The sequence below is a fragment of the Streptococcus panodentis genome, from assembly GCF_017884005.1.
Lineage (GTDB): Bacteria > Bacillota > Bacilli > Lactobacillales > Streptococcaceae > Streptococcus > Streptococcus panodentis.
This window is the reverse complement of record NZ_QFAY01000039.1, coordinates 1-16690: the sequence shown is the minus strand read 5'-3', so window position 1 is coordinate 16690 and position 16690 is coordinate 1. Positions and strand designations below refer to the sequence as shown.

Here is a 16690-nt window from a genome sequence, read left to right as displayed (position 1 = left end):
CTTGCAGCATGTCCAGCAAGTACGTCAGATCAAGGCAGAGGAGATGCGTTATCGTTCCCTGATTGACAAGGTGGATGACGGTAAGGCCTTGACGGACGAAGAGGTGAAAACTCTTCAGGAATATGAACAGAAGTATCCTGAAGGGGACTTAAAAGACCGTATTCAGGGAGCGCTTGGAGAAAATGCGCGGAATAAAAAAGTTGCAGCTATAAAAAAAGAGCAAGCAGATGCTAAAAAAGCAATTGATAAAGTCAAACAAGATGTAAAAAATGAGAAAGATAAGAAGTCAGCTATAGAAGACTTCTTGGAACGTAACTTCCCTGGCCTTGATGAGGAAGTACGGAATAACTTAATTGGTGAGATTATAGATGGTGTTGATAATCAACTAGCCAATAATCCAACTGTTGTTAAAAATTTAGAAAAAGCGGGTCTTACTTGGGAATTAGTGAAACAGCTCAAAGCCTATTCACTTGGTTTAGAAAGTCCAAATATAGGTATCGGCTCCAATATGGTTACAACGAACACAGAAGTTGTTCAAACGAAGAATGGTCCAACTTTACAAAACACTTCGTCCACTTTATTTGGGGACGTTGGTTCTGCTGGTTTAACCTCAGTATTGACTGCTATAGATTTTCAGACCCAAATAGATAATGGAGCCGATGTAGAAGATGCAACTCTGAAGACCGCTGGTCATTTTGCGATAGGAATGGGAGCCGGTAAACTTGGCGCTGCTATTGGTACGGCACTTTTTCCAGGTCCTGGTAGTGTCGCAGGTTTTGTATCTGGTTTTGTAATTGGTACGATTGTTAGTGTTGTAACTAACAATGCTTTTGATGATGTTTACGATAAAAATATTGAACCAGTTGTCGAAGATGCCAAGAATTATTTATTGGATGATAAAAAAGAAAGTACAGGATCTAAGAGTTATTTGAATAACATGGGCCTAGGACAATAGCTTGACAGAAAGGACTTGTTTTGAAAAAAAGCAAATCAATGATTATTATAGGTGGTTTTCAAGGATATAACATTTTTTATGATATGAAAACCAAAAAAGTATACTCTAATAGAATCGAAAATAAGGTTTTTCCTAATCTTCGCTGGCTTGTAGTGGCTGGGGGAATACTTGGGAACGCCCTTCTTATTCAAATCAATCATATCCAAATTGAATCTCAGGTTTTAAAAATAATAGTTTTATGCAGTGCTGTTATCTTAAGTTCTTTAGCCTTACATTTTGCATTTTATGACGAGTATTTAGGGCAAGATGTTGCCGACTTTAATCCGAAATTATATGAGCATGCAGGCTGGTTTGATTTTTTGGAGGAAGAAAGAAAGCGAATTTATATTATTCTCTTGACAGCTGCGGTGAGTCTTTTTCTGACAGTCTTTCAATTTAGGGAATACTTAGACAAACCGAATATGGTAAATTTGATAAAATCCATTCTCTTATACTTTATACTTTATCTAGCAGTGATAAAAAGCAATGTAATCAAGAGGATGAGAGCTTCAGAGGAACTAATGAAAAAGAAAACACATATATAATAGGTGGCGAAGTAATCTTACATGTAGCTAGTAAAGGAGTTAAATTTGAAGAATAGGAGTTTATTTTTACTAGGTAATTTCCAAGATAAGAATATCTTTTATGATAAACAGACTGGAAAACTGTACTCCATAACTAAGAAAGAAGAGAAATCTTTTAGTCTTGCTTGGGCTGTTCTTCCTGCTTCCTTACTTTTACGGAACATTTATTCAGAGGCAACAGCATCTCAAGTTGTTAGTTTATCTGTGAGAATATTGATTCTTTTGTCAACTTTCATTAGTATTTTGGTTTTGTTAATAATAATTTTAAGAAGAAATAGACAAGGGAATATGGAAATTTTTGATCAGAATCGTTATTTTGAATGGCCGAATTTTCTTCATGAACAAAAAAAACACAGAGCCTAGGAATACTGTTTTTTGGCACTGTTCTGCTTTTAATATCAGTTAAGTATGTAATTGATTATTATTTTTCAGGAAATTTTGTTGCATTCATGGCAGTCATTGGTTTTTTCCCAGCAGCTTGTCTCTTGTTATTTGGGAATAGGCCCTTGAAGAAGTTTTTAGTTATTAGCAGTTAGAAAAGCAACCGAAATGATATTAACAAAGCAAAGTTATTTAAGCCACCTCCTGACATTTGAAGGGAAAAACTATTACTTGAACCCCAGAAATAATAAGATATATATGAACGAATACAATCCGGAATTTCAACTTGATTTTACAAGTTTTGTGCCGGGAGCCAGTCTTCTACTTCTGAATGGTTTTGCTTTTTTGAATAGCAGTCAAACTCCTCTCATCTGGAAGTGTGTCTTCCTTTTACTTGGCTTTATAGTAGCAGGTTATTTAGCAGATAGGATTGCAAGAAAAAAGAAGGGAGCGGAATTTAAGGAATTTCACTTTGAAACTTTATTTAGCAAGGAAAAATTTCTGCAGATTTTCAGCCGAAATGCATACGGCAAGTTAGGAGTGGGTCTGATTTTTGCTTTTTTCGCCCTTTATCAATCCATGGAGTATCTGAATCATGGGATTTATGTATCCTATCTTTTAAGTAGCATGGGTATCTTTATGACTTATCTCAGCCTGATTCAGTCACATTGTTTAAACAGCTATTTATTTTGAGAAAACTAAAAAAGAAGATTTCCTAGGGGGAATTTTTGATGAGAAGTTTACTACATGTCTAAATTAAAAGATATGCTATTTATTGGAAACTTCCAAAATAAAAATATTTATTATCATTTCAACTCAGGGAAACTTTACTCCAATGATGAGGAACCTGGCAAGCAGTGGGACAGTAGCCGAGCTATTCTTGTTTCTGGCTTGCTCCTAACTAATGTATTGGGAGCGATTGGTTCATTTGTCTTTTCTAATATTTTTATTAAATACGGTCTGCTATTGACTACAGTATTGGCAATCATATTAGTGATAGAGTGGGCTTTGAAGCCAAGATATCAGCCAGAATTGATTCTTTTTGATTCCAAACGTTATTTTGGCTGGTCCAACTTTTTGGAGCAATCTAAATCAACTCTGTTTTTCATTTGGCCGACTGGAATCGTGACAGCGTTTCTAATGACATTTTTCTTACTTGCTTATCTCCAAAAAGCTACCTTCTATAATTATCTTCTGTTTGCTTCTTTATTCTTTGTTGCTTATGTTTCCGTATTTAAGACACGACCAATTAAACGTTTCATTGTGCTGAGAAAATTATTAAAGGAGGCCTCAAATGGCTAAGTTATTACCAATAGGAAGTGTTGTCCAGTTAAAAAATGGACAAGTAAAAATTATGATTGTTAACCGTTTTCCATTATATGATAATGGAGGAAAGATTGGCTACTTAGATTATTCTGCCTGTGTCTATCCTGCTGGGATGACAGATAATCAGGTCTATTTCTTTAACCAAGAAGATATCGCAAAAGTCTGGTTTGAAGGATACACAGATGAGTCAGAAGAACAAATGCAAGAAAAAATAGAACATGAATTATCTAATATTCCTTATCCAAGATATACTTTAAGTGATTTGGAATAGAGGATACTGGGAGATCATTATGGGCGAAAAACGCAAGAAACAACAAGATCAGTTAGACGAATCCTACCGCCAGCAGCATCAGTTAGAGCATAAGATGGATGAACTGTCCGATGAGCTTCGGAAATTACAGAGCATTCAGGAGGAGGTCATGGCTTCTCAGGGTAGTGCTCACTTTAATTTCAAAGAGATTTTGGATTTAGGAGTGACCAAATCGCATGAATCCTTTTACGAGGAGTTGGTTTCGGATATTGAATCTACGACGAGGGATTTGGATATTAGTTTTGATGAACAGCTGACAGATTTAAAAAAGTAATCGCAAGAGTATCAAAAGCGATGGGATCAGCTCATGGATGAGCGCAAGAAACTGACAGCTGAAGATACTGAGAAGAAAGATTCCTGATTTGGGATTATTTCCACCACCTGAATTGATTTTCAGGTGTTTTTTCTACGCTCATTCTTCCAGTCCTCTCCCTGGTCGTTCTCTATTGTGGTATAATGGAACAAGGAAATCCTTCCTATTTTTTGTTCTTTGACAATCTTATTTGACTTCGTAAGGATTCAGCTCTGCTATTTTCCAAAAAAGAATAAAATCCCTACCACCTCTACCTGAAGGACAAGGCTATTGAGCTGACCAAGCTGGAGCGCGAGCAGCGCGACGGCATGCTCTACCACTTCCCCAATATCGGGGAGCTGACGGAGCTGGTGGACAGCTACAGCCACCGGATCTACGAGAAGACGCCGCTGCACTTTGACTTTCTCTATTACCGTCTGGGTCTGGGTCAGGTGCCGACCTCCTATCAGCTGACCTATGGCCAGGAGGAGCGCTCGGGCAAAAAGGATGCGCTGGAAGAGGAGGGCTATGCCCTCTATACCCGGCATAAGAAGATCCCGGATCTGCCCATCGTGGCCAATCTCAGCCATGGGCCGGTCGGCTATATCGGCCCCAGAAACTTAGTGCTGGAACAGCTCCAGCTCTTGGTCATGCAGCTGGCGGTCTTCCACTCTTATCATGATGTGCAGTTTATCACCATCATGCCGGAGGAGGAGCGGGACCAGTGGGACTGGCTGCGCTGGCTGCCGCATGCGACCCTGCAGGAGCTCAATGTGCGGGGCTTTGTCTACAATCAGCGGACCCATGATCAGGTGCTGAACAGTCTCAACCAGATCCTGAAACTGCGCAAGGCCCAGAAGGAAGAAGCGATTCGGCAGGAGACGACCCTCTACAGCCCCCACTATGTGGTCCTCATCACGGATGAGAAGCTGATCCTGGACCATGTCATCATGGAGTTCTTCATGGAGGACCCGACGGATCTGGGCTGCTCGCTGATCTTCGTGCAGGATGTGATGAGCTCGCTGTCTGAGAATATCAAGACGGTCATCAATATCAAGGACCGCAATACGGGTCAGCTGGTCATGGAAGAGGGGATCCTGCGAGAGACCGACTTCCAGCTGGATCATTTCCCGGCTGGCTATGACCGGGAAGACATCGCGCGGACCTTGGCGCCGCTCCATCACCTGCAGAATCTCAAGAGCTCCATCCCAGATACGGTCACCTTTATGGAGATGTACGGGGCGGAGACTTTTGCGGACCTGCAGGTGCTGCAGAAGTGGCAGCAGAATGCGCCTTATAAGAGCTTGGCGGTGCCCATCGGCCTCAGGGGCAAGGAAGACCTGGTCTACCTCAACCTGCATGAAAAGGCCCATGGCCCGCACGGCCTCATTGCGGGTACGACCGGATCCGGGAAGTCGGAGACTATCCAATCCTATATCCTGTCTCTCGCTGTCAACTTCCACCCGCACGATGTGGCCTTTCTGCTCATCGACTACAAGGGCGGAGGCATGGCCAACCTCTTCAAGAACCTGCCCCATCTCCTGGGCACCATTACCAATCTGGACGGGGCCCAATCCATGCGGGCGCTGGCTTCCATCAATGCGGAGATTCACCGCCGGGAGCGGCTCTTCAGAGAGTTTGAAGTCAATCATATCAACCAATACCAAAAGAAATTTAAGAACGGGGAAGCAAGCGAACCCCTGCCCCATCTCTTTCTCATCAGTGATGAGTTCGCAGAGCTCAAGGTCAACCAGCCCGACTTTATCAAGGAGTTGGTGTCCATCGCCCGGGTCGGACGGTCCCTTGGGGTCCACTTGATCCTTGCGACCCAGAAGCCCTCTGGGGTGGTGGATGACCAGATCTGGTCCAACTCCCGCTTTAAGCTGGCGCTCAAAGTGGCAGACCGGGCAGACTCGATGGAAATGCTTCATACGCCGGATGCGGCGGAGATTACTCAGACCGGACGGGCTTACCTGCAGGTCGGCAATAATGAAGTTTATGAACTCTTCCAGTCAGCCTGGTCAGGGGCCGACTACCAGCCGGATAAGGATGAGCTGGGTATCGAAGACCATACCATCTACCTGATCAATGATCTGGGCCAATACGAAGTGCTCAATCAAGACCTGTCAGGTCTTGACCTAGCCGAGGACATCAAGGAAGTACCGACCGAGCTGGAGGCTATTGTCAGCCAGATCCAGCTCTTAACCGAGTCCCAGCAGATCGCCCCTGTGCCGCAGCCATGGCTGCCGCCGCTGAGGGAGCGGATTTATCTGCCAGATTTGCGGCCGGATTCTTATCAGGAACTGTGGACGAAAGGCAATAGTACTCTCAAGGCTATTATCGGGATGGTGGACTTGCCTAAACAGCAGACCCAGCAAGTTGTATCACATGACTTTGAAGTGGATGGCAGTCTGGTCGTCTTTTCAGCTCCAGCTATGGGGAAATCCACCCTGCTACAGACCATCGTTATGGACTTGGCTAGACAAAATACGCCAAAACAGCTGGAATTCTATTTATTTGATTTTGGAACCAACGGCCTCCTTCCGCTAAGAAACCTGCCCCATGTAGCCGATACTCTGGCATTGGACGAGGATGAAAAAATCACCAAGTTCATGTTACGGATGAAGCGAATCATGTCTGAAAGAAAACAGGCCTTCAAACAATACGGAGCTTCTAACATGGAGATGTATCGAAAGCTGAGTGGAGAAGAACTGCCTTATATTCTGGTCGTCATTGATAGTTATGACGGTGTTCGGGAAATTGAACTGGGCAATGATTTAGAATCCACCTTCCAAACGATGACCCGTGAAGGAGGAAGTTTGGGAATCTATCTGGTCTTCACGGCCAGCCGGATTGGCGTCTTTAAGCCAGGACTCTTAGCTGCTCTGAAAGAGCGGATTGCCCTGAAGATGACGGATGACAATGAGCCTAGAACGCTGGTCGGACGTCATGATTACATCATGGAAGACATCCCAGGCCGCGAATTGAAAAAGCTGGAAGAGCCCGAGGTTTTCCAAACAGCTCTCTGTACCTATGGTAAAGAGCATTATCTGGTCCTGCAGGAGCTTCAGGAAGAAGTGGACAGCATGAATCGTGACTGGACCGATAAGCGGCCTCGTCCAATCCCGGTTGTGCCGGAAAGACTGAGCTTTGAAGCCTTTGCCCAAAAATTCAGCGTTCAAAAGGCTGTAGAACAGCACCGTTTACCGCTGGGCTTAGACTTTGTGAATGTCGAAAGCGTCAGTCTGTCTCTGACAGATATGAAGCACCTGCTCTATGTTGCCAACGATGAAGAGCACCTGAATCATATGACACAGCACCTGCTTAAAACCTTTGTGGAGCTAGTTCCGGATAAAAAGATCATGCTTATGGATGTGGATGGCCGCTATGGCGAAGGATTTGATATCTTTGCCCGTGTATCTGTTCCGGCTCTCTTGCAGGACATGGCAGAACAGCTAGTTCTTGAGTTGGAAGATCGTAAAAAAGGAAGCAAAGGACATGATTTTGTCGTCTTTATTCCTGATTTGGAAAAATTCGTCCAAATCAGCGGCTTGACCGGAGAACTGATTAACACTTTCTATCAAGAAGGCTGGCGTTACAATATGATTTTTGTAGTTGGAGGTCTGCACAGCTATCTGAATAGCGGTGCCACAGGCTCGCCGACCCGCCAGCTCAGGCTTTATAATCAACATTACCTCTTTGGTATGCGGCTGACAGATCAAAGTCTGGTAGAAAAAACATTTAACAGTAAGGAAGCTTATGTCAACGAGGATGAGATATACTACTATGGCCGCTCATCCAGTATCAAACTGAAAATTACAAGTGACTAGTAAAGGAGAAACTAATGGCAGCAGGTTCATATACCGTCATTCAATCGGATCCCAGTATCGCCAGTGCGTATGCAAACAGTATTGTAGGAGGCTACAATGCAGTAGGAAAAGATAAGGCTACCAAAGATGGAGTCAGTGAATATGCAGCTTCAGGTACTATCTCGGCTCTGATTGATAACGAATACAGTTCGAGCGAAGAAGCTGCCGAGCAGGCAGTAGACTTTGTTCAGGTGCTTCATGGGATTCACATGGAGTTCCAAACAACGGATGCCCGGATTGCCAATTCCATCAATCGCGGAAACAATGCGGCTGAGACAGGCAGTGCCGGAAGTGCTGGCAAAAAGAAGAATGCCAAGCTATTTAGTCAGGGAACGAACTAGAAATTAGAAGATAGAAAGGAAACCAGATGGTTAAAGTAAACTACGGCAGCCTGCAAACGCAGTCCTCGAGCCTGTCCTCGGCCTCGCAGTCGCGGGTTGCGGGCTTTCGGAGCTTGATTTCAGCTTTTGAGAGCTTTGGCGGCAGCGCAGGAGAGTTATTGGGAAGCGGTTATGACTCGGCCCGTGCCTATGCGACGGGCGTCATGGTTCCCTATTATCAGGGCTGTATTCTCTATTCCGAAGCGGTGGCGGATGCGGCTAATAGTCTGGCGGACAGCTATGCGGCAAGATGCGGTGCGGAGATAGACAGTGCTTCAAGGGGCTGTATGGCCCTGAGTGCCTCCATTTCCGGACTGCAATCCAAATCGAAACCGGCCAAAGGAGACGCAGCCCGAATTGCCAGTTTGCAAAGTCAGCTGGATGCGGCCAATGCACGGGTGCAGGAAGCCCAGCAAAAGCTGGACAATTTGTTAGCCTTCAGTGCAGAGTCACCCAGTGCCTGTGCAGCAGCGGATGCTTATCAAGGGGCAGTCAGCCAAGCACGAGGAGGGATTTCGGCTTCCTTTGGTGGGGGCGGCTTTGCCCTGCCGGAGAATCTGACATGGATCAGTGCTGTCAATGAAGGCTGGGCTGATCGAGAGATAGCCTTGGAGAACAACTATCTGTCTGCATTGGAGAAGGTATACAATGGGGAAGCTCTGACGGAAGCAGAGCTGACGGCTATTGAGCGCTATGCGGCAGAGTATCCGGACCGTGTAGACGCTTCTGTTTTGCAGCATGTCCAGCAAGCACGGCAGGTCAAGGCAGAGGAGATGAAAGTCCGCAGCCTGATTGACAAGGTAGATGACGGTAAGGTCTTGACGGACGAAGAGGTGAAAACTCTTCAGGAATATGAACAGAAGTATCCTGAAGGGGACTTAAAAGACCATATTCAGGGAGCGCTTGGAGAAAATGAAAAGCAGAAGCAACGAATTGAGAAAAAAGATTCCTCGTCGTCTAAGCTTTCTAAAAAGGAGGAAGATTTATTAACTCAAACAATTTCTTCGTTTAAAAATGGTGAGATTGATTTGACAGGCGTTGGTGCTGTCTTACGTTTATTAAAAGAAAATGGTGTAGACTTAAATAATGAAACTATTCTTAATTTTGTCAAGGAATTTGGTTTTGAAAGCGCAACTTCCTTCCTCCAAGATAAAGCGTCCGATATATCGGCGGATCATATCATATCAGTTGCTCTGCCTCATGCTCCGATGTTACTACAGCAATTGAAAAATTACATAGGCACAACAGTGACTAAATTAGGAACAACGGCTCTTTTATCAACTTCTTCTGGATCAGCCGTTAATCAGTTGGTTGGTAAAGGAATTGATGCAATATCTAATTTTGCTGTTCCTGTTGCAAATTCATTAGATGATTTGGGAAGGATGGACAATGCTTTAGCTTCTAATGCTCAATTCGCAAAATATTTGCCGTATGGTGTCGGTGCTGCTCTAGACTTTGGTTTGCAACTTTATCAAGGAAAGCCTGTAGGAGAAGCTGCCATAAAAACAGCTGGACATACAGCTATTGCTGCAGGTTTACTATTGGCAGGTGCGACAGGTCCTGTTGGTTTTGTTCTTGGTGTTGGAGGTTCTATGCTATTTGATGCTATCTATGACAACAGAGAGGCAATTGGAAAATGGGCTGGAGACGCAGTTAGCTCAGTCAGTGATAAGGCGGGAGAGATATTTGATAAAGCGGGAGATGCGGTTGGCGGTTTCTTTTCAGGTCTGGGTTCCGCTTTTGGTTAATACTTGAGGTGCATGCAGTTGAAAAAAAGAACGAAGTTAGTTAATTTAGGTGCCTATAAGAATAGAGTATTTCATTTTGATTTTGAAAATAACCTTCTACTGGAAGAAGAGCAAACCCAAAATTATTGGTCCTATATTTTAGTTCCGATAACGGTTTTTGTGTTGAGAATCTTGCTGGGCATCATTGAAAAAACAAATTTATTTGAAAACAGTAGTACTAGGATTATCTTATCGATACTTCTGATTGGATTCTCTTATCTGTTAGCTCAGTATGTTACCAATCGATATCAATCCGGTTTAAGACTTCGAGAGTATACACTTGACGAGTCAGCACGTATTCATTTCGTAAAAACTCTTAAAGTGAGGCGAGTCGTTTTTCTGCTAATAAAGCTTATTATCTATCTAGTCATTTTGCTTTCTACATTTTTATTTATAGGAGGTTATACAGGAGATGTCTTTCTCATACTTCTGGTCTCTTTGTTGGCTTTATTTTTATTAAACGCAGACTATCAGCTGAAAAAATGGCCTTCTGTCATTCAAAAATTAGAATTGGAGTAGTTGATGTATACACATAAAAATTTAATTAGCTTAGGTTTTCATGATGATGTGGCTATTTATTTAGATTTATGCCATGGAGACTTGAAACAACAGACAGTTAATCGTACAGGATTTGAGGGGAAGGTTTTTCTAGCTACAATGATTGGTTTGCAAATTGTCCAGTTTGGGATCTTTAATTTTGTCTTTTCAAATAGTTTTTTGAATGTTCTGTTTTTCCTAACTTCTGTCCTTGCGTCTATTTTATTAGCTATCATACTTAATAAAAATATTTATAAAAATATTATTCTTGAACCAGTGCTTTTTTCTCAAGCAGAGTATGAAGCTTTTAAAAAAAGGTTAAAAAAATATGATCTTGGTGTTTTATGGCTAACGATTATTGTGGTTTTGGTTATCGTTTTTGGTAGTATCTTTTATTTTATCTATCCTAGCATCATACTCTTAATAGCAATAGATTTGTCAGTTTTTTCAGTATATTTTCTTTTTACAAATGGTTTTTTGACAAAACGCAGGCATTTTGAACAGTTTTTAAATCCAAGTTATACGAATAAGAAAGGATAAACAAATGAATAACTTACTACCGATTGGAAGTGTTGTCCGCCTCCATAATGGAGAGATTGATTTAATGATTATTGGACGTTTCCCTCTATACAACAAAGAAGGAACGATTGGATATTTTGATTATGTGGCATGTCTATATCCAACAGGAGTCGCGAATGAAGAAATGCTATATTTTAATATGGATCAGTGCTGTCAATGAAGGCTGGGCTAACCGGGAGATTGCTTTGGAGAACAACTATCTGTCTGCATTGGAGAAGGTATACAATGGGGAAGCTCTGACGGAAGCAGAGCTGACGGCTATTGAACGCTATGCGGCAGAGTATCCGGACCGTGTAGACGCTTCTGTCTTGCAGCATGTCCAGCAAGCACGGCAGGTCAAGGCAGAGGAGATGAAAATTCGTGGCTTGATTGATAAGGTGGATGCTGGGAAAGAGTTAACAGATGAAGAGACGAAGACCCTTCAGGAGTATGAGTCACGCTATCCGAATAGTAATTTACTGGGGAATGTCAAGTATGCGCTAGATCAAAATGAGGAAAAGAAAAAAGAGCAAAAAAATATTGATGATGAGTCTAAAGGAATCATTTCAAAAGCAGAGAAAGCTTACAAAAATGGTGAGATTGATGATAAGACTTTCCAATCAATTAAATCAGGAATTATTAATTTCGGGGCGTCATATGTCAAAGAGCTTCTTCAAACTAAACTAACAGATAAAGCAGTTGAAGCCTTCACTAAATCCGCAATAGAATGGTTTACCCACAATATAAATGCAACCCAAATTGGGCGTTCAGCAGCTTTAGTCGGTGGAGGTACGGTGACAATTGCAACTGATTTTAATCCTATATGGGCGCAGCTAGCTAGAGGCGCCGTTAAAAATGGAGTAAAATATGGCATTCCAATTGTTGGTGCCTTGGTTGATTTTGGTATGCAAAAAGCTAGCGGTGAGAGTACAGGCGATGCCTTGATTAAAACAGGGGCACATACGGCGATAGGATTAAAAGCTGCTGCAATCGGAACTGCGATGGGGGGGCCGTTTGGAGCGGCTCTAGGCTTTGGTATAGGAGTGCTAGGCTCAATGGCGTTTGACTACGTTTATGATAATTATAAAGATGATGTTATTGATGTAGGTAAAAACGCTGTAAATGCTGTATCGGATGTTGTGGGCAAAGTGGGTGATGCTATATCAGACTTCGGTAAAAGTCTAGGGAGTGTGTTTGGATGACTAATCAAAATGATTTAGTACGAAACTTAATACCGCTAGGTGAATATAGAAAACCGCAATTTTTGTTTTACGATTGCAAAACTTCACAGTTATATGCCATAGACAGTTATAACAGTAATAGCCAATCTATTTGGATATGGGTGGGGATTGTTTTAGTTGTCCCTGCTTTGAGGCGATTAACAAATGTTGCCTTTATTCAGTCTAGTGTTTTAAAAATAATATCAGTTATTTTAGCAATTATTATTTCGTTTATCATAAGTAAATTCTTTCGGAAAAAATCTTTTGAAAACAAGAGACTTTATCGGGTTGATAAATATTATTATCAAAAAAGTGATTTTTATTCTTTTGCTTATAGGACGAATCAACTCGTTATAGAAGGATTTGCTTTTGTTTGTATTGCTTCTGTCGTCTGTCTAGGACTTTATTCTTGGGGAGGAGATCTTCTGTTTTTGTTTTTCTTTTGTATGATGACCTCCTTAATATTCACCTTAATAGAATTAAATCATTTAAAGCGCGGACAGGCTATTAAGCAGCTAAAAGAGGAATCCTAAAACGTAAAGAAAAATGGAACAGACTATCTAGATCTGTTATTTATATAAACGGTACTATCAATTTTGCTTCTAGGACTAGTAGAAAGATTCTATTAGCAGTGTTATAGAAACTATATTTTCACTATTTAGGATACTTCTCTTCTATTAGATAAAAAATAAATAAAAAAGGAATTAAACTAATGTCACAATTATTGCCAATTGGAAGTGTTGTTCGCTTGAATAATGGCGATGTCAACCTAATGATTATCAGCCGTTATGCTTTATATGAATCTGATAAGGGTGTGGGCTATTTTGATTATTCCGCCTGTTTGCATCCATCAGGTGTTATAAACCAACGAACTTATTATTTTAATCAAGAAGATATTTCAAAGGTGCTTTTTGAAGGTTATATTAATCAAGATGAAAAAAATATGCAGCAGATTTTCGAAATAGAGGCTCCGAACATTTCGTATCCACATTTTACTATTGAAGAGTTTAAAGATTAGTGAAAAATAAAAAATCACTAAATAATTTTCATTGTTAACAGATAAGAATAAGATTGCACCACTAAAAGGAGAGATGATTAATATGAAAAACTAATTATTCTCTCGCTTAAGTGGTTATATTTGATTTAGGAAAATAAGAACTGATATAGAGGTTATAATGAAAAAGAAAAATCGAAACAAGATCAGCTGGATGAGTTACATCGTCGCCAGTATGAACTAGAACATAAAATAGAGGATTTGGATGTTGAATATCGTCAGTTTAAGGTGACGCAGGAGGAGGTAATGTCCTCACAAGGCAGCGCCCTATTTCACTTTAAGAATTTGTTGGACTTAGGAGTAACTTCGTCTCATTCAGCTTTCTACCATTATCTTTTAGATGATATTGAGTCTACTACACGGACGCTGGAAGTTGACTTTGAGGAAGAAGACAAAGAGATTAAGAAACGCTACCAAGCTTATCAGACGCAATTAACTGCTCTGCATGATCAGCGTAAAAAGCTGGAGTGTGATAAGCAATAGGTTGATAAAGTTTTAGCTAAAGATTTCAGCAATCTAAATTCACTAACAGAAAGGAAGTATATGGTAAAGGTAAATTACGCTAGTCTGCAGACACAGTCTTCCACGATGTCTTCTGCCTCGCAGTCACGTGTAGCAGGGTTCAACCAGTTGATTAGTGCCTTTGATAGCTTCGGCGGCAGCGGCGGTGAGCTGATAGGAACAGGCTATGATGCAGCCCGTGCATATGCGACAAGTGTCATGAGTCCTTATTATAAAGGGTGCATTCTCTACTCTGAAGCAGTTGCGGATGCGGCGAACACACTGGCGGATAGTTATGCGGCAAGATGCGGTGCGGAGAATCTGGATGAAGCCCAGCTTCGTGCGGAGATAGACAGTGCTTCAAGGGGCTGTATGGCCCTGAGTGCCTCCATTTCCGGACTGCAATCCAAATCGAAACCGGCCAAAGGAGACGCAGCCCGAATTGCCAGTCTGTAAAGTCAGCTGGATGCGGCCAATGCACGGGTGCAGGAAGCCCAGCAAAAGCTGGACAATTTGTTAGCCTTCAGTGCAGAGTCACCCAGTGCCTGTGCAGCAGCGGATGCTTATCAAGGGGCAGTCAGCCAAGCACGAGGAGGGATTTCGGCTTCCTTTGGTGGGGGCGGCTTTGCCCTGCCGGAGAATCTGACATGGATCAGTGCTGTCAATGAAGGCTGGGCTAACCGGGAGATTGCTTTGGAGAACAACTATCTGTCTGCATTGGAGAAGGTATACAATGGGGAAGCTCTGACGGAAGCAGAGCTGACGGCTATTGAACGCTATGCGGCAGAGTATCCGGACCGTGCAGACGCTTCTGTCTTGCAGCATGTCCAGCAAGCACGCCAGGTCAAGGCAGAGGAGATGAAATATCGTTCTATCATTGACAAGGTGGATGCAGGGAAAGAACTGAGCGATAGCGATACTAAGTTTATCGACGAATATAAGAAAAATCATCCAGATGTCGGAATCAATCCAGATCTAGAAAAAGCGTCAGCAGAGAAATCAGAATATAAAAAAATTGTGGAGAAATCCCATAAAGGGAAATTATCAGATGAAGACGTCCAAATACTAATCAAATACGGTGAGAAATTCCCCGATGTAAGAATGCCTGAGGATGTGAAAAAAGCATTAAAAACATATTTAGAAGGTATAAACCAGCAATACGAAGCTCATGGGCAAACACTGGATAATATCAATACAGTAATTGACATGTTAGGTGAAGGGGCGGTTAGATTTGGTGGGTTCATTCGACGTATTAAACCATTGGTATCTGGTCCAGCTGGGCCGAATAGTTTTGTCATCGTCAATCCACAATCTATCCAAAATGCATCTAATGCGGTATCTGCAGGAAGCAATATTAGTAAATATGCGAATAGATTTGATTATGCTCTGACAGGGATAGGTTTTGGTTTAGGAATGTATGATGGTATGGTCAATAAGGACATGACACTAACAGAAGCGGTTGGACATAATTCAATTTCAACTGGAATCAGTTTAGCGATTAGTGCTATAGGGGCAGGCATCGCAGCAGCAACTCCTGTTGGATGGATGGCTTTAGGAGTAATGGCTTTATCAGCTGGGGTTAGTTGGTTTGCAGGAGACCAGTATCAGAATAACAAAGAAGTTCGAGACTTTTCTACAGGGGTTGGAGAAGGAATATTACGATCTATTTCTAATCCTATGTTGCCTAATCTGTTGTGGTAATTAAAGGAGCTAACTATGCGAGCGCATCATGTAAATTTTCGTTATATATTATTGGAGGATGGTAAGGAATATTTTCTATTGGATAAGCTACCGACATTGTGGGGTTATTTTTTTCCTTATCTGAATTGGTTTAGCAATCGAACGCTCTACCGATTGACAGAGGCGCAATTTTGGGAAATCCGAACGCGTAAAAAACATTGGTTGGAGACCCTTCTAATTCCAGCACCAGTATTTTTAGCTGTTTCAGTATGGGCGGGACGGATTCGAACTAGTGAAAGCTTAGATGCTTACCTTAATTTACCTCGCTTCTCATTTACTGAAAGATGGATTTATTGGTTTCTTGCTTTTATACTAGCAGTAGTACTTGCAAATCTAATCCATTTTTTATCATCTCGATCTTTGGCAAAGAAATTTAATTTTAGTCTTTATAAAAAAGAACAAGGGAAAATAAAAATAGCCAAATTAGCTCCTTGGATGAAAAAGCAGTTTAAGGTTGTTCTGATTCTTAACTTCTTAATCTTTTTGTTTAGCTTTTTCATTTTAAATTGGGGGACTCTAGTCTTCCTGATATTTCATGGTCTAATATTACTAATGTCTACACTTTTAGCAGGTGATTTAAGCTATAGTGAGAACTGTCAGTATACAATAGAAAGAGGGGAGAGGAAATAATGTATCCAATTGGAACGATTATCCTTCTAAATGAAGGTAAACGTAAAATTATGATTTTAAATCGAGGTTCTCTTTGTAAGAATGAAGAGGGACAAATAAACTATTTTGATTATTCGGGCTGTATCTGTCCTGTTGGTCTTGATCCGCAAGTTCCCATGATTTACTTCAATGAGGAAAATATTGCTCAGGTAATACATGAAGGGTATAGAGAGTCAGAAGAACAAAACTATTTGAAATTATATAAGGAGTGGGAACATTCTTCGCAAAATCCCTACCCCAAGGGTAAAGTAACTGGTCCTTTAAAGTAGTATCAAATTATAGAGAAGTCGGTATTTAATTGATAATTTAAAATCTAAAGATATTTAAGAAAGGTTTCTCTTTTCGGAGTCTCCTCTCTTTTGCTTTAAAAATATAATAGATTTAGGAGACAGACTAATCATTCTCTTGCTTAAGCGGATATATTTGATTTAGATAAGCAGCAAAAACAGATTAGCCGAGGTAAAATGATATAGAGGTTATAATGAAAA

General features: G+C 41.5%; 19 protein-coding genes and 2 pseudogenes. All 21 read left to right on the top strand.

What is annotated here, in order from left to right; translation table 11 throughout:
• A pseudogene (locus DHL47_RS12680) lies at nt 1-955 on the top strand (hypothetical protein); the annotation flags it as partial.
• 20 nt (nt 956-975) lie between these two features.
• Nucleotides 976-1539 carry an ABC transporter permease gene (locus DHL47_RS12675; protein ID WP_209552121.1) on the top strand — a complete coding sequence of 188 codons (564 nt, stop codon included), beginning with the start codon at nt 976-978 and terminating at the stop codon, nt 1537-1539.
• A 45-nt stretch (nt 1540-1584) separates the two neighbouring features.
• Entirely contained in the window at nt 1585-1941 is a 357-nt protein-coding gene (locus DHL47_RS12670) for a hypothetical protein (protein ID WP_245335642.1), read from the top strand.
• Nucleotides 1942-2217: 276 nt separating this feature from the next.
• Complete coding sequence (locus DHL47_RS12665) at nt 2218-2652, top strand: hypothetical protein (RefSeq protein ID WP_245335641.1); 435 nt, start codon at nt 2218-2220, stop codon at nt 2650-2652.
• Between the two features lie 54 nt (nt 2653-2706).
• On the top strand, nt 2707-3261 hold the full coding sequence (locus DHL47_RS12660) for a hypothetical protein (RefSeq protein WP_209552120.1): 555 nt from the start codon (nt 2707-2709) through the stop codon (nt 3259-3261).
• Nucleotides 3254-3556 (top strand): DUF4176 domain-containing protein, encoded by a 303-nt coding sequence (locus tag DHL47_RS12655; RefSeq protein WP_209552119.1) that lies wholly within the window; start codon nt 3254-3256, stop codon nt 3554-3556. The genes DHL47_RS12660 and DHL47_RS12655 overlap by 8 nt, the downstream gene beginning before the upstream one ends.
• Before the next feature lie 19 nt (nt 3557-3575).
• Nucleotides 3576-3869 carry a hypothetical protein gene (locus tag DHL47_RS12650; protein WP_209552118.1) on the top strand — a complete coding sequence of 98 codons (294 nt, stop codon included), beginning with the start codon at nt 3576-3578 and terminating at the stop codon, nt 3867-3869.
• Between the two features lie 281 nt (nt 3870-4150).
• Nucleotides 4151-7717: pseudogene (essC, locus tag DHL47_RS12645) on the top strand (type VII secretion protein EssC); the annotation flags it as partial.
• 14 nt (nt 7718-7731) lie between these two features.
• Nucleotides 7732-8097: a TIGR04197 family type VII secretion effector gene (locus tag DHL47_RS12640; RefSeq protein ID WP_209552117.1), complete on the top strand. Its 366-nt coding sequence runs from the start codon at nt 7732-7734 to the stop codon at nt 8095-8097.
• A 26-nt stretch (nt 8098-8123) separates the two neighbouring features.
• Nucleotides 8124-9884, top strand: a complete 1761-nt coding sequence (locus DHL47_RS13470) for a hypothetical protein (protein ID WP_245335640.1) — start codon at nt 8124-8126, stop codon at nt 9882-9884.
• An 18-nt stretch (nt 9885-9902) separates the two neighbouring features.
• A complete protein-coding gene (locus DHL47_RS12630) occupies nt 9903-10442 on the top strand; it encodes a hypothetical protein (RefSeq protein ID WP_209552116.1) in 540 nt (179 codons plus the stop codon).
• Nucleotides 10443-10445: 3 nt separating this feature from the next.
• The gene (locus tag DHL47_RS12625) at nt 10446-11000 is read left to right on the top strand and encodes a hypothetical protein (RefSeq protein WP_209552115.1); all 555 of its coding nucleotides are present in this window, start codon (nt 10446-10448) and stop codon (nt 10998-11000) included.
• Between the two features lie 4 nt (nt 11001-11004).
• Nucleotides 11005-11199 (top strand): DUF4176 domain-containing protein, encoded by a 195-nt coding sequence (locus DHL47_RS12620; RefSeq protein ID WP_128837579.1) that lies wholly within the window; start codon nt 11005-11007, stop codon nt 11197-11199.
• Nucleotides 11156-12220 carry a hypothetical protein gene (locus DHL47_RS13465; RefSeq protein WP_245335639.1) on the top strand — a complete coding sequence of 355 codons (1065 nt, stop codon included), beginning with the start codon at nt 11156-11158 and terminating at the stop codon, nt 12218-12220. The genes DHL47_RS12620 and DHL47_RS13465 overlap by 44 nt, the downstream gene beginning before the upstream one ends.
• On the top strand, nt 12217-12771 hold the full coding sequence (locus tag DHL47_RS12605; protein WP_209552114.1) for a hypothetical protein: 555 nt from the start codon (nt 12217-12219) through the stop codon (nt 12769-12771). The genes DHL47_RS13465 and DHL47_RS12605 overlap by 4 nt, the downstream gene beginning before the upstream one ends.
• A 179-nt stretch (nt 12772-12950) precedes the next feature.
• Nucleotides 12951-13256, top strand: a complete 306-nt coding sequence (locus tag DHL47_RS12600; protein WP_125378795.1) for a DUF4176 domain-containing protein — start codon at nt 12951-12953, stop codon at nt 13254-13256.
• A 282-nt stretch (nt 13257-13538) separates the two neighbouring features.
• Nucleotides 13539-13775, top strand: coding sequence for a hypothetical protein (locus DHL47_RS12595; RefSeq protein ID WP_209552113.1), 237 nt, complete (start codon nt 13539-13541; stop codon nt 13773-13775).
• A gap of 60 nt (nt 13776-13835) precedes the next feature.
• Complete coding sequence (locus DHL47_RS12590; protein WP_209552112.1) at nt 13836-14249, top strand: hypothetical protein; 414 nt, start codon at nt 13836-13838, stop codon at nt 14247-14249.
• Nucleotides 14250-14276: 27 nt separating this feature from the next.
• Nucleotides 14277-15494: a hypothetical protein gene (locus tag DHL47_RS12585; RefSeq protein WP_209552111.1), complete on the top strand. Its 1218-nt coding sequence runs from the start codon at nt 14277-14279 to the stop codon at nt 15492-15494.
• A gap of 15 nt (nt 15495-15509) precedes the next feature.
• Nucleotides 15510-16163, top strand: coding sequence for a DUF443 domain-containing protein (locus DHL47_RS12580; protein ID WP_209552110.1), 654 nt, complete (start codon nt 15510-15512; stop codon nt 16161-16163).
• On the top strand, nt 16163-16471 hold the full coding sequence (locus tag DHL47_RS12575) for a DUF4176 domain-containing protein (RefSeq protein ID WP_209552109.1): 309 nt from the start codon (nt 16163-16165) through the stop codon (nt 16469-16471). Before DHL47_RS12580 ends, DHL47_RS12575 begins: the two co-directional genes overlap by 1 nt.
• The last annotated feature ends 219 nt before the right edge of the window (nt 16472-16690 follow it).

What these genes read in the sequence shown, in the direction of transcription:
- DHL47_RS12580 (WP_209552110.1), top strand. Translation starts at nt 15,510, where the DNA reads ATGCGAGCGCATCATGTAAATTTTCGTTATATATTATTGGAGGATGGT.
- DHL47_RS12590 (WP_209552112.1), top strand. Translation starts at nt 13,836, where the DNA reads ATGGTAAAGGTAAATTACGCTAGTCTGCAGACACAGTCTTCCACGATG.
- DHL47_RS12600 (WP_125378795.1), top strand. Translation starts at nt 12,951, where the DNA reads ATGTCACAATTATTGCCAATTGGAAGTGTTGTTCGCTTGAATAATGGC.
- DHL47_RS12575 (WP_209552109.1), top strand. Translation starts at nt 16,163, where the DNA reads ATGTATCCAATTGGAACGATTATCCTTCTAAATGAAGGTAAACGTAAA.
- DHL47_RS12665 (WP_245335641.1), top strand. Translation starts at nt 2,218, where the DNA reads ATGAACGAATACAATCCGGAATTTCAACTTGATTTTACAAGTTTTGTG.
- DHL47_RS12640 (WP_209552117.1), top strand. Translation starts at nt 7,732, where the DNA reads ATGGCAGCAGGTTCATATACCGTCATTCAATCGGATCCCAGTATCGCC.
- DHL47_RS13470 (WP_245335640.1), top strand. Translation starts at nt 8,124, where the DNA reads ATGGTTAAAGTAAACTACGGCAGCCTGCAAACGCAGTCCTCGAGCCTG.
- DHL47_RS12620 (WP_128837579.1), top strand. Translation starts at nt 11,005, where the DNA reads ATGAATAACTTACTACCGATTGGAAGTGTTGTCCGCCTCCATAATGGA.
- DHL47_RS12625 (WP_209552115.1), top strand. Translation starts at nt 10,446, where the DNA reads ATGTATACACATAAAAATTTAATTAGCTTAGGTTTTCATGATGATGTG.
- DHL47_RS12650 (WP_209552118.1), top strand. Translation starts at nt 3,576, where the DNA reads ATGGGCGAAAAACGCAAGAAACAACAAGATCAGTTAGACGAATCCTAC.
- DHL47_RS12660 (WP_209552120.1), top strand. Translation starts at nt 2,707, where the DNA reads ATGTCTAAATTAAAAGATATGCTATTTATTGGAAACTTCCAAAATAAA.
- DHL47_RS12655 (WP_209552119.1), top strand. Translation starts at nt 3,254, where the DNA reads ATGGCTAAGTTATTACCAATAGGAAGTGTTGTCCAGTTAAAAAATGGA.
- DHL47_RS12605 (WP_209552114.1), top strand. Translation starts at nt 12,217, where the DNA reads ATGACTAATCAAAATGATTTAGTACGAAACTTAATACCGCTAGGTGAA.
- DHL47_RS12595 (WP_209552113.1), top strand. Translation starts at nt 13,539, where the DNA reads ATGTCCTCACAAGGCAGCGCCCTATTTCACTTTAAGAATTTGTTGGAC.
- DHL47_RS13465 (WP_245335639.1), top strand. Translation starts at nt 11,156, where the DNA reads ATGAAGAAATGCTATATTTTAATATGGATCAGTGCTGTCAATGAAGGC.